The sequence below is a fragment of the Acinetobacter sp. YH01010 genome (assembly GCF_013420775.1).
GTDB lineage: Bacteria > Pseudomonadota > Gammaproteobacteria > Pseudomonadales > Moraxellaceae > Acinetobacter > Acinetobacter amyesii.
The window spans coordinates 1-12,794 of the sequence record NZ_VOYF01000001.1 but is presented as its reverse complement, the minus strand read 5'-3'; the positions used below and the strand labels follow the sequence as shown (position 1 = coordinate 12,794).

General features: G+C 38.9%; 13 protein-coding genes, 1 rRNA gene and 1 pseudogene. 9 read left to right on the top strand and 6 right to left on the bottom strand.

Annotated features, from left to right (window positions below):
* Positions 1-28: 28 nt before the first annotated feature.
* Together FTT77_RS00075 and trpB are read left to right on the top strand one after the other, a co-directional pair.
* On the top strand, positions 29-1,216 hold the full coding sequence (locus FTT77_RS00075; protein WP_180007278.1) for a VWA domain-containing protein: 1,188 nt from the start codon (positions 29-31) through the stop codon (positions 1,214-1,216).
* A gap of 131 nt (positions 1,217-1,347) precedes the next feature.
* Complete coding sequence (trpB, locus tag FTT77_RS00070; protein ID WP_180007277.1) at positions 1,348-2,556, top strand: tryptophan synthase subunit beta; 1,209 nt, start codon at positions 1,348-1,350, stop codon at positions 2,554-2,556.
* Between the two features lie 77 nt (positions 2,557-2,633).
* On the opposite strand, the gene FTT77_RS00065 is transcribed toward trpB, so the two are convergent.
* From FTT77_RS00065 to FTT77_RS00050, 4 genes are all read right to left on the bottom strand, one after another.
* Positions 2,634-2,912: a hypothetical protein gene (locus FTT77_RS00065; protein WP_180007276.1), complete on the bottom strand. Its 279-nt coding sequence runs from the start codon at positions 2,910-2,912 to the stop codon at positions 2,634-2,636.
* 125 nt (positions 2,913-3,037) lie between these two features.
* Positions 3,038-3,469: a CBS domain-containing protein gene (locus tag FTT77_RS00060; RefSeq protein ID WP_078193901.1), complete on the bottom strand. Its 432-nt coding sequence runs from the start codon at positions 3,467-3,469 to the stop codon at positions 3,038-3,040.
* Between the two features lie 106 nt (positions 3,470-3,575).
* Complete coding sequence (locus FTT77_RS00055) at positions 3,576-3,953, bottom strand: DUF2750 domain-containing protein (protein WP_180007275.1); 378 nt, start codon at positions 3,951-3,953, stop codon at positions 3,576-3,578.
* 139 nt (positions 3,954-4,092) lie between these two features.
* Positions 4,093-4,326, bottom strand: coding sequence for a hypothetical protein (locus FTT77_RS00050; RefSeq protein ID WP_078188494.1), 234 nt, complete (start codon positions 4,324-4,326; stop codon positions 4,093-4,095).
* A gap of 221 nt (positions 4,327-4,547) precedes the next feature.
* Between FTT77_RS00050 and FTT77_RS00045 the strand changes: the two genes are divergently transcribed.
* Entirely contained in the window at positions 4,548-4,907 is a 360-nt protein-coding gene (locus FTT77_RS00045; RefSeq protein WP_111884936.1) for a hypothetical protein, read from the top strand.
* 109 nt (positions 4,908-5,016) lie between these two features.
* Positions 5,017-5,340 carry a hypothetical protein gene (locus FTT77_RS00040; RefSeq protein ID WP_180049421.1) on the top strand — a complete coding sequence of 108 codons (324 nt, stop codon included), beginning with the start codon at positions 5,017-5,019 and terminating at the stop codon, positions 5,338-5,340.
* Here the strand turns inward: FTT77_RS00040 and FTT77_RS00035 are convergent.
* Both FTT77_RS00035 and FTT77_RS00030 read right to left on the bottom strand, forming a co-directional pair.
* Entirely contained in the window at positions 5,264-6,832 is a 1,569-nt protein-coding gene (locus tag FTT77_RS00035) for a pitrilysin family protein (RefSeq protein ID WP_180108718.1), read from the bottom strand. The genes FTT77_RS00040 and FTT77_RS00035 overlap by 77 nt on opposite strands.
* A gap of 126 nt (positions 6,833-6,958) precedes the next feature.
* Positions 6,959-8,272, bottom strand: a pseudogene (locus FTT77_RS00030) (M16 family metallopeptidase); the annotation flags it as partial.
* A gap of 250 nt (positions 8,273-8,522) precedes the next feature.
* On the opposite strand from FTT77_RS00030, the gene ftsY reads away from it, so the two are divergent.
* The 5 genes from ftsY to FTT77_RS00005 form a co-directional block, all read left to right on the top strand.
* Complete coding sequence (ftsY, locus tag FTT77_RS00025) at positions 8,523-9,629, top strand: signal recognition particle-docking protein FtsY (protein WP_180007272.1); 1,107 nt, start codon at positions 8,523-8,525, stop codon at positions 9,627-9,629.
* Between the two features lie 174 nt (positions 9,630-9,803).
* Complete coding sequence (locus tag FTT77_RS00020; protein WP_180007271.1) at positions 9,804-10,490, top strand: nitroreductase family protein; 687 nt, start codon at positions 9,804-9,806, stop codon at positions 10,488-10,490.
* A gap of 213 nt (positions 10,491-10,703) precedes the next feature.
* Positions 10,704-11,297 carry a nitroreductase family protein gene (locus FTT77_RS00015; protein ID WP_180007270.1) on the top strand — a complete coding sequence of 198 codons (594 nt, stop codon included), beginning with the start codon at positions 10,704-10,706 and terminating at the stop codon, positions 11,295-11,297.
* A gap of 183 nt (positions 11,298-11,480) precedes the next feature.
* Entirely contained in the window at positions 11,481-12,158 is a 678-nt protein-coding gene (locus FTT77_RS00010; RefSeq protein WP_180074048.1) for a DUF2057 domain-containing protein, read from the top strand.
* Positions 12,159-12,669: 511 nt separating this feature from the next.
* Positions 12,670-12,794 (top strand): 16S ribosomal RNA (locus FTT77_RS00005); the annotation flags it as partial.

Below are 12,794 nucleotides of genomic sequence, written 5' to 3'. Positions count from 1 at the left end.
TTTAATTTTTATTGGATTTTATTCGCCTATGTTTGTGCGATTGTTTTATACCCTTCGAAAATACGGTGTTCCTGTTTCAACTCGTGAATTGATTGACTTGAACCAAGCAGTGGCAGCAGGGCTGGTCTTTGCAGATCAAAATGAATTTTATCAGCTTGCAAAAACCGTCATGGTCAAAGATGAACGTTACTTTGATAAGTTCGACCGTGCAATGAAGGACTATTTTGACGGTATTGCCACCTTTGATTTGGATGAGCTATTAAATCAGGTACATAAACTGCCAAAGGATTGGTTTGACCTTGAGCTAATCGAAAAGCATTTAACACCAGAACAACGAGAAGAATTAAAAAAAGCTGGTTCATTAGAAGAATTGATGAAAATGCTCGAAGAGCGTTTACGCGAGCAGCATAAAAAGCATCAGGGTGGTAATCGAATGATTGGTACGGGCGGTACCTCGCCCTTTGGTGCCTATGGTGACCATCCTGAAGGCGTGCGTATCGGTGGGCCTGGTCGTAAACGATCTGCGGTGAAAGTTTGGGAACAACGTCAATACCGAAACCTAGATGATGAGCAGATTCTCGGCAGTCGTCAGATGCAGATGGCATTGCGTCGTTTGCGTAAATTTGCCCGTCAAGGTGCAGCAGATGAGCTTGACATTGATGGAACCATTCGTGAAACAGCCAAGCAAGGCATTTTGGATGTACAGCTTGTTCCAGAACGACGTAACCGCATTAAAGTGTTGATGCTGTTTGATGTTGGGGGATCGATGGATTCACATATTGCCCAATGCGAGAAGCTCTTTACCGCTGCAAAAACTGAATTTAAAACCTTAGAGTATTTCTATTTCCATAACTGTTTATATGACTATGTGTGGAAAGACAATATTCGCCGTTCAAGCACGCGTATGAATACATGGGATCTATTCAATACCTATGGGCGAGATTACCGTGTTATCGTTGTCGGTGATGCAAGTATGGCACCGTATGAGTTGAACTCGGTAGGTGGATCTGTGGAATATATGAATGATGAAGCGGGTCAGGTGTGGTTACAGCGTTTACGTAATCATTTTGATAAAACAGCGTGGTTAAACCCAGAAGAAGAAAGTTATTGGCATTACACCCAAACCATTGCTGCGATTAAACAAATCTTTGAAGATCATATGTTCCCAATGACCCTAAAAGGTGTGGAAGATATGACGAAATATTTAGCGCGCTAAAGCGTTAAAAACGATACTTTTTCTTATCAATGATGTTTATATTACTTACTCCAATTTTGCATTGTTTCTTATTTTCAAAATTGGATAGTATTTAAAAGTCTTTGTTCTGCATACAACATGAAGGAAATATGATGGATCATCAAATTAATGGTATCGCATTACCTAATGAAGAAGGTTTCTTCGGTGAATACGGTGGGCAGTTCATTCCACCAGATTTAAAACAGGCAATGGATGACATTAATGTTGCTTATGAGCAAATTCGTCATACAGAAGAATTTCAAAATGAATTGAAAGAGTTGTTTGCACACTATGTTGGACGTCCTAGTCCATTGTTTTATGCAAAGCGCTTGTCTGAAAAATTAGGTGGAGCACAAATCTACCTGAAACGTGAAGATCTCAACCATACTGGCGCACATAAAATTAACCACTGCCTTGGCGAAGCTTTGTTAGCAAAATACATGGGTAAAACCAAAGTGATCGCAGAAACTGGTGCAGGTCAGCATGGTGTGGCATTAGCAACGGCTTGTGCCTTGGTGGGTATTCCATGTGAAATTCACATGGGGCAAGTGGATATTGAAAAAGAACATCCAAACGTGGTGAAAATGAAGATTTTAGGTGCCAACCTAATCTCTGTTACTCGTGGTACAGCTACGCTCAAAGATGCAGTAGATAGCGCATTTGAAGAATATTTAAAAGATCCAACCAATTTTATTTATGCGATTGGTTCAGTGGTTGGTCCACATCCATTCCCGAAAATGGTTCGTGACTTCCAGTCAATTATTGGTGATGAAATTAAAGTTCAGACCAACGAGCGTTTTGGTGCAAATCCTGACTATGTGGTTGCATGTGTGGGTGGTGGATCCAATGCCGTTGGTGCATTTACAGCATTCCTCAATGACACCGATGTTAAACTTGTGGGTGTAGAGCCGGCTGGTCATGGCTTAGATACCAATATGCACTCTGCGACGTTGACATTGGGTAAGCCAAGTCAAATTCATGGCATGGCATGTTATGTCCTTGAAGATGAACAGGGTGAACCATTACCAGTGCATTCAATTGCATCAGGTTTGGATTATCCTGGAGTGGGACCACAACATAGCTTGTTAAAAGACCTAGGTCGTGTTGAATATACAACAGCGACAGATCAAGAATGTTTAGATGCATTCATGACGCTTTCACGTGTGGAAGGTATTGTTCCTGCACTAGAAAGTTCACATGCTGTTGCATGGGCAATTCGTGAAGCGCCAAAACTTGCTAAAGATGTGAAGATTGTTGTTAACGTTTCAGGCCGTGGCGATAAAGACTCAGACTATGTGGCTGAAAAATTAGGTTTAAATTAATTATTGCCATTAAAAAAGACTAAGTTGCTCATCATCTGTTGATGGTGCAAAAATCTTTTGCAGTTGTATAGCCTGATCTATATTCGAAGTATCCCAGTTTTTAACTGGGATATTTTTTTTGACTTTTTATAAAAAGTGTGGTCAAAGCTTGATGTAATTAGAATTAACTCAGGATGTAGTGCATAAATAATTGCCTTTGCATCTAAAATTTCAGCGACAGCAGAAGCAATCTCCAAATTAATCGTACGTCGGTGGTATTGCAGCAGTTCATCGTCTTTCATAGAAACCATCAAGCGTTCCAATTCTAAAATGATGGCATCAAGGTGGGCTAATTTATCTAAAGCAGGTTTCAACATAATAAATGAAATTGAGAAAAGTAATTAATTTGTATTGTGTATGTCATTACATTTGGTGAATTATATGAAAAATTTTGATTTCTAGATTCCCCCCTTAAACTTTATTAAGGGGGGAGTTATTGAGTTTAGCCTGAAATATATTGTTGAAGTTGTTCGATCAGTTTGCGTTGATCATCCATTGCTGCTTTTACAAGGTCGCCGATGGAGATTAAGCCAGTTAATTTCTGTTCCTCAACGACAGGTAAATGACGTAAATGGCGATCTGTCATAAGCTCTAAACATTCTTCGACAGTCGCTGCACTTGTCACGGTGATTACGCTCCCAGTCATAATTTCGCTGACAGAGGTATCGAAAGATGTTCTTTCCATCAGGGCGATTTTACGTGTGTAATCACGCTCAGACAAAATACCAACGACTGTGCCTTCATGGGTCACAACGAGGGCACCAATGCCTTTTTGTGCCATCAGGGAAATGGCTTCGAGTACAGTCGCATCTGGAGTGATGGTGTAGATTTCTTGATAAGCTTTGTCTTTAAGTACTTGGGCAACTGTAGTCATATTTTCATTCCTTTATAGTAGTTTTTGTTTAATTTAAATTAGCGCGAAATTCGAAAAAAGCAAATACTTTTCAGTGCATGTTGGGGTCAAACATGCACTGAGGGTTTTATGCCATTTGAATCTTATTTTGGTTAAAAAAGAATAAACGCATTTGCGAGGTTGTGAGCTTGAGACGGATGTGACTTGAGCTATGCAACGCAGGGATGACTTTAAGGCGTGTTAATGTCGGTAATAGCGATGCCTCAAAATCTTGTGGTGTAATGCGTCGTGGAGTGTAGTTGGGCCAATGCTTTTTGGCATATTTATGCGCTTGAATGCCATTTAACCAAAACGGGAAGATAATATGATCTTGATCGCTGGTCATTGCCCAACCTTGTTGGTGGTAGAGACCCCAAAGGACTCCACAGTACATCATGGTTTTTAAAATACTAATTTTGAAAAATAAATCTTTTGGAATAGGTTTATATTGCTTTAATTTAGACATCATATGCAGCGTGTTGTTGATGTTGCTCCTATTGTAGGAAATTCTTATGAAAAAGCTGTGTAAGCTTTGAACTTGATTGTAAGAATTTATGTAGTTAAAAGTTGAAGGGTGTAAAAAACGCCACCTTAGTGACGTTTTGTTATGCTTGCAAGGTGGCCATGTTCTGCCAATATTGCGCTTTGAGTGAGTCACGTTCTACGCGGAAGCCTTGATAATAAAGTTCAGCCAAAAATAACGCTGCTTTACCATGTCCAGCACGAGCTGCATCTTCCAATTCATGAACTGCATCGCTGAAGTTCATTTGAGATTGAATTGTGTTTACCGCATTTGCGTATACATGTTCGAGTTCATGTTGAGAGAATTGTTGAATCATATTTAACTCCTTATTCTAATTATGATCATTAAGGGCCCATTCTTTAGCCCTATTAACTAATTTAACTAAGTATTATTAAACTAATATTACAATTATCTTGAATTGTCAACTATTCACGTAAATATTTCTAATTTGCTATAGTTTACATGATTAAACAATGGACAATTGTTTTCGTGAGTAAAATACTATCATAAGAAGTTGTAGATAATAAGGAGAAGTAAATGACAAGAGTTTTAGACGGTTTAACTTTAGATTATCCTCCGACATTAGCGCAAATTGTGGAGTTGGCACATCTACATCGTCGCAATCTTGATGAAGCAATTTTTCATCAAGAAATTCATTTAGGGGATTTTGGTTTGGCACAGCGCAAACGTGTATATGATTTCACACGGGATTTAGATAAGGCACAGCGCTTAGAATTTTACAATGCATATAATGGCGAATTACTCAAAATCGCCGATGATGATGATTTACATCCTGCGCATGCAGAAGGTGGAATGAGTATTTTTGCAGTATTTATCGTTTTGGCGATTATTGCATTAATTCTTTATTTTGCGGTGATACGTACCATTATTCATTAAATTGTTTAGCTAACTCACAGACTGAAAAGGTGAACTGATGCAGTTTTAAGCGCTGTGACTTGAACTTCTTGAACGTCAGCCATACACTACTTTGAACCTGAGGTAGTGTATGACTATTGATTTAGAAAAAATTACTCAATTCAAATCTAAAATACAGCTTGAGCAAATTTATAATATCTTTGTTTCAGTCATGATCGTGGTAATTTTGGTATTGGCTGTGATTGCCTTATATCGTCCTATTTCTGTACAGCAATACCAAAACGTGTCACGACTTGCTTTGCAGCAAAGTTATCCTGAAACACAGGAAATGGCGATGCTACTGAGACAGCAAGATCGCATTCGTGTGGGTGCTTATCTTAAATTGATGCATGCTTATCAGATGGAGTCTGTACGGGCACATCAACTTCCTGCTTTGGCAGAGGAACAGCTTTAGTTGCAGGGATTATCTTGGTTGGAGCTGCTTGTATATTCTCTTCCAATATCTGCTGTACTTCATTTTTATCTAAGGTTTTACTGACCACTATCACAGTCATATTTTCAGGGTGCATGTAAGTACGAACCGCATTTTGTACATCAGCTACAGTTATTTTTTCCAATAATTTCGGGTACTGGGTCAAATAATCTGGATCTTGTTGATAAAACCCTAATAGACCAAGCTGTGCATTGATCGTTGCATTACTGCTGTAATTATTTGGAAAAGCACGCAGCATGCCTGCTTTGGTTTCTTCCATTTGTTTTTGATCAATAGGCATTTTGACAAAATCATTAAAAGCCTTATGTGCCACTCGAATACTATCTATTAGCTGATCTTGACGTGTTCCATAGCTAAAGCTAAAAATACCGGGTGCTTGGCTAAAGCTAAATGCACTATAGGCACCATAAGTATAACCACGTTTAACGCGAAGCTCTTGCATGAGGATCGAGTTAAAACCTCCACCACCAAACATTCGATTAGCTACTTCTAGGGCTAATCGATCTTTGTTATCACGTGTCGTTCCTAAATGTCCAAACATGACGTTGGCTTGGGTGGAATTGTAGGGAAGATGGATGATATCAAACCCTTGTTTTTCTTCTGGTTGTGCAAGTGCCTTAGCTTTTTCACCTTGGTTTAAGTTTCCGGAAATACGTTCAGCAAGGTTTTGTGCTTCTTTTTTGCTGAGTTTACCTGTAATGGCAATATTCATGTTTTGAGCAACTAAAAATTGATCACGAAACTTCTTTAAAATGTCTGGTGTTATTTTTTTGATACTGCCATTGGTTCCCGTAATCGGTTCTGCATAAGGATGTGTGCCGTATACAGCCCGATAGAAACGAATATTCATTAAGCGACTTGGGCTTTCTTGGAGTTGTTTCTGACCAGCTTGGTTATTGCTGAGTGCTAAGTTGAGACTGGAGTTTTTAAAAGTCGCATTTTTAATCACGTCCATCATCATACTTAAAGCAGGTTCTAATTTTTTAGGGTCTGACAATACGCGTAACCGAGCGACAAACATATCTCGATGTGCTTGCACGCTAAATTGAGCACCTGTTTGGTCAAAAACCGAGGCAATTTGCGTTGCATTGTATTTTTCTGTGCCTTCATCGATTAAACGTGCAGCCATGTTGGCAACACCATACAAGCCTTTTCCGACTTCTTCATCACGAGCAGAACCTGCATTAAAGGTCAGTTGAATATCCACCATGGGTAGATCTTGCGATTCAACAAACAGGCTATTCACACCATTTCGGTTTTTCAGCACTTGAACAAGTGGAGCACGGTAGTCTTTATCAATCTGTAAATTCTTTAAACTTTGCAGCATGGGGATAGATTGTAATTGGCTCGGATTATCGTTGAGGTCAGGAACATTTTCCGTATATGTTTCTGCATGGAGGATTGAGCCAAACGCAGTGAGTAAGCTTAGGGATAAAATTTTCGTAATAGTCATCACTAATCCTTACAAGACGCTATCTGTGTTTTGGGTTGAGCTGATTTGTTGCTCTGGAATAACAACTTCCGTTTGAGCGGATTTTACTGTTTGATCTGCTTTATTTGAGGTTGTTGGAACCTCCGTCTGTTCTAGAAGTAGATACATGGTGCTTAAATTTTCTCGGACAAAATACGCATTGGCGACACGTTGAATATCCTGTGCGCTGACGTTTTCATATAATTTTGGTAATTCGTCCATTAGCCTGAAACTGAGCCCATTGACTTCTAAGTTACCGATAGTCTTGGCTTGGCTGCTGATGTCATCTTGGTTATAGACTAAATTGGAGACAAAACGTGTGGTGATACGTTCAACTTCAGGTGTTTTGACTAATTCTGTTTTTAAAGTGTCGATTTCATCTTGTATAGCTTTTTGCGCTTGTTCCATTTTGACGCCATCGGCAGGGAGTGCTGAAATGGTAAACAAGCTGTCTCCACGATTGTATGGATCATAAGAAACGCTTACAGCCGTGAGTAATTTTCTATCTCGTACCAGTTTGTCTTGTAGGCGAGATGAGATCCCACTGTCTAAAATATTGCGAATAATATTGAGTGCATAAGCATCTTGTGGATTTTTTGCGGTAGCCAGTGAGCGTACATTCCACGCCATATACAAATTGGGCACTTGTACGGGCAAATTTAGTTCCATGTGACGATAGCCCACACGTTCGAATTCCATCACATCGTTACGATCAGGTGTTTTACGTGATGGAATATCACCAAAGTATTTTTGAACTTGACGTATTGCTGCTTCGGCATCGACATCACCGACAATCACCAAAATGGCGTTGTTTGGGGTATACCAATCTTTATACCACTGTTTTAAATCTGCTAATTTGATGTTTTGCAGATTTTTCATGTGTCCAATGACGGGTTGACGATAGTGACTGGTTGGGTAAGAGATCCATTTGAAACGTTCATAAGCCAAAGAACGAGGGTTATCATCTGTACGCTGTCTGCGTTCTTCCATAACCACTTTAATTTCAGGCTCGAAATCTTGTTGTTGCAATCGTAAATTACTCATACGATCCGCTTCGAGCTCCAGCGCCATAGGAAAATAGGCTTTTGGATACAACTGATAATAATTGGTGTAATTGGTAAAGGTTGCAGCGTTGATGCTGCCGCCATAGATACGGCTGAGACGTGTAAATTCATCATTAGGAACTTTGGTGGTTCCTTTAAACATCATATGTTCGAGCGCGTGGGAGATCCCTAATAGATTGCCCGACTCATCACTACTGCCAACACGATACCAAATATGGGTCATTACCATCGGCGCACGGTGGTCTTCACGGATAATGACCTTTAAGCCATTTTTAAGTGTGGTTTCAAAGGTGCTACGTGTTAATTGGGTACGTGTGTCTGCATGTAGATGAGTTGCAGACCAAAGGCAACTGCTAATGACACAGATAGGAAGCGCAGAGCGAAATAAAGTTTTAAAAAGACAAGGAGAAAATCTGTTTTTATGGGACACAAAGGAATCCATTAAAATGCATTTTATAGCTATCTAGTTTTCCTAAAGTTAATTTTGATTGCAAGTTCAACATGTTGTTTTTTAGTGTGCTTCGCTCTGACAGGCGTGTAGCGACTCAATTTAAGATAACTTATGATAGAATCGGTTTTTTTAACGCAGTGCTTTTCAAGGATTCGGCATGCAACAGCAATCTCATGGGCAGAATAAATTTTTGATTGATGCTGATATCGGTGATGACGATGTCACGCTACCGAGTTTACCTGCGGTAAATGTGCCGATTATCGAGACACCGAAAGTGCAGCAAGAAGTTGCTGCACCATTACAAGAAACAGAGTCAGAAACTGAAGATTCGAAGGTGAAAGGCGGCTTCTTTAGTCGTATGAAAGAAGGTCTAGCAAAGTCACGTAAGAACTTGGCAGACGGCATGGTGAATATCCTGATCGGTGGGAAGGAAATTGACGATGAACTTTTAGAGGAAGTTGAAGAGCAACTTTTGGTTGCTGACATTGGTGTCGATGCAACCAAAACGATTATTGCGAACTTAACTGAACGTACTGAACGTGGCGATTTAATCTATTCGCACTCTTTATATAAAGCGCTTCAAGAAGAACTGGTGGCATTACTTGCACCACGTGTTAAACCGCTACATATCGACAGCAATAAAAATCCGTATGTGATTTTGGTTGTTGGTGTAAATGGTGTGGGTAAAACCACCACGATTGGTAAATTAGCGAAACGCTTACAAGGTGAAGGTAAAAAAGTAATGTTGGCTGCTGGTGATACATTCCGTGCAGCAGCCACAGAACAATTACAAATTTGGGGCGAACGCAATAATATTGCCGTTGTGGCGCAAGGTCATGGTGCAGATTCTGCATCTGTTATTTTTGATGCATTTGAAAGTGCTCGTGCAAAAGGCGTAGATGTGCTGATTGCAGACACTGCAGGTCGTTTACACAACAAAGGACACCTCATGCAAGAGTTGTCTAAAGTAAAACGTGTAATGCAAAAAATTGATGCTACAGCTCCGCATGAAGTGATGTTAGTGGTAGATGCAGGCACAGGTCAAAATGCCATTAACCAAGTTGAAATGTTTGACGAGGCAGTAGGCCTTACAGGTCTAACTATTACTAAGCTTGATGGTACAGCAAAAGGTGGTGTGTTATTTAATATTGCAAGCCGGACCCATGTGCCAATTCGTTTTATTGGTGTAGGTGAGAAAATTGATGACTTGCGTCCATTCTCAGCAAAATCATTTGTCGCAGCATTATTTGAAACTGATAAATAAAATGCGTTAAATGTCACATAAACTCCGCAAAATGCGGAGTTTTTTGTTTTTGAGCTTACTGATTGATTTAAAAAGCAACATGTGAATAAATCATAGTCAAAATTCAGCCTGATATACCCTTAGAATAAGTAAGGAATTATTGTTATATATAAAAATTGCTTTGGGGTGTTTAGGGTGGCGTTACTCGATAAAATTGGTCATGTATTGACTGCGGATATCACTAAAGATTTTAAATTAAAAAAGAAAACTACCGAACAAGAAGTAGAAGCGTCATTTGTCGACCAACTAAAGAAACGTCGTAGTATCTACAAGCTTGGAAAGAAGGTGCATTACAGTCAGGCTTATTTGGCGGAACTGATTCAAGAATCCGTAAGAAGCTGTCCATCTGCATATAATTCGCAAAGCACACGTATTGTGGTTTTATTTGGCGAATCTCATCAAAAATTTTGGGACATTGTAAAAGACGTACAACGCAAGAATGTTGCGAGTTATATTTTTGAAGGTGTGGCGCTCAAAATAGATCAGTGTGCAGCTGGCCTGGGAACTGTACTTTTCTATGAAGATCAAGTTGTGATTCAACAATTACAAAAGAAAGTGCCATTAAGTGCAGAAGATTTTCCAGTGTGGTCGGAGCAAACGTCTGGCATGGCGCAATTCGCAGTATGGACTTCGATCGCAGATGCAGGTTTAGGCGCATGTTTACAACACTATAATCCACACATTGATTATGCCGTTGCCGAACACTTTGATATTTCAAAACAATGGCTGCTTCGTGCGCAGTTAGTCTTTGGTTCAATTGAAGGTCAAGCGCCTGAACGTTTAGAACTCGAAGATCAAGATCAGTTTAGAATTTATGAGTAATTTCTATGTTCTGTAAGTTGCTTTGATCTCTGCATTCTAAATCAGTGAAACCAAAATCTGAATGTAAGTGAGTTGTAGGTATTTAGATGCTTATAACTGATTGTTCTAGAAATAAGACACAATGTTGTAAATATAGTCATGCAACTGTTAAAAACATCACCTATTATAAATCACAACTTAGTAAGCTAATTGAAAATAAAAAGAGGTCTTGTAATGTCATTCTTGAATCAAATCGAACAACGTCGCACAATCTATTCTATTGGTAATAACGTGAGTTTATCGCAAGATGAAATTGAGCAAACCATTAAAAATGCTGTACGTTTAAGTCCATCATCATTTAACTCTCAAACATCTCGTGTTGTTATTCTGTTTGGTGATGCACATCAAAAATTCTGGAATATCGTACGTGAAACTTTACGTAAAATTGTACCTGCAGATGCATTTGAAGGAACCAATGGCAAGATTAATAGTTTTGCAGCAGGTTTTGGTACAGCATTATTTTATGAAGATCAGGCTGTAGTAAAAGCACTCCAAGAACAATTTGCACTTTATGCAGATAATTTCCCAGTATGGTCTGAACACTCAACGGCGATTGCTCAATTTGCTACTTGGACGGCATTGGCTGAAAAAAATATCGGTGCATCATTGCAACATTACAATCCAATTGTTGATGCTGAAACAGCTGCGGCATTTGATGTGCCAGATCAATGGAAACTACGTGCACAGCTTGTTTTTGGTTCGATTGAAGCGCCTGCAGGTGAAAAAACCTTTATTGCAGATGAAGAACGATTCAAAACTTTCAAGTAATGATGGTGTGATGAATTAAAAAAGGATGCTTTAAGCATCCTTTTTTTATATGCAAAATTCTTGAATGAATATCTAAATAATGTCTTGAAACTAAATATACAGTGATTGTTAGATGTCATAAGATTGTCACATATGCATTGCATAGTGCAATCGAAACTAAATAATTGATAAAGAGTGATAATGATGACTTTAAGATTAACTGTTGCAGCTACAGCGCTGATGTTAAGTAGTGCAGGATTTGCAGCTGTAACTTTGACTGTTCCGGAAGAAATCAAAATAGTTGCAGTTAATGATCAAGAAGTTACAGGTGGTTTATTTCGATCTACAGAGAAATATAAGCTAGATGCAGGTGAAAACCTATTAACTGTACGTTATAGCGAATTTTTTCAACATGCTGATAATTCTCACGATATTTTAAAGTCAGGTGTGGCCGCTATTCGTACTCCAGCACTGATTGATGGTCAAGAGTATCGTTTGGGTCTAGTCAATGCACCAAAAGATTTTGATGCTGCGCAAAAATATAAAGACCAGCCGATATTTGGTTTGTATGACAGATCTAATCAATTACTTGTGCAGCAAGCTGGGGCGAAGAAAGAACAAAAAACGATTTTCTCCAATGGTGTTTTAGGTAATGCAGTAGATTTTACGAAGAAAGAAGCTGTGCCAGAAAATCAACCAGCACCTGTTTATGCGCAATCTGTAACTGCAAAACCAACGAACGTAGTATCTCCTGTAGTAGCTTCAAAAAATGTGATTATTAATGAAAATGGGGCAGATCAACAATTAATTCAGCTTTGGCAGAAGGCTAGTAAAGCTGAACGACAAAAATTCATGAGTTGGTTGGCTGAGCAAGCAAACTAAAGCCACTTTCATAACTTCATTGGTTTTCTTAAAATTCGTATTATTCGAAAAGTCCGTTGAAATACGGGCTTTTTAGATTGAAGAATATAAAAATTACCAAGAATTATAAAATTCGTCTTTCATAAGGCAAAATATGTGGATATATTGATCTTTAAATAAGCAATAAATTGCATTTAGTTTAAAAAATACACACTCAAGCACAATATCATAGAAATTTCTATGATAGGGGCTTGTGTTTGTTTTGAAACTCTATAGAATACGCTGCATACCAACGCAGACAGCGATAAACGTAAGTTTTTAAGTTGTTTGATGTTGTTTCTTATTTGCTGACGAAGCATTAAGAAGATCATTAAGAGATTATGAAGAACAACTTGTGTGGATTTTTACTAGTTGATTGATCGAAATTATTTTCATTGATTGATGGTAGAAATTACTCGAAGTTTATTTGAGCAAATTTTTGTCAGTAATTGATGAGCCAAGATTGGCACCCTTTAAGGTGCTACAAAGTATTAAACTGAAGAGTTTGATCATGGCTCAGATTGAACGCTGGCGGCAGGCTTAACACATGCAAGTCGAGCGGGAATAGGTAGCTTGCTACCGATTTCTAGCGGCGGACGGGTGAGTAATGCTTAGGAA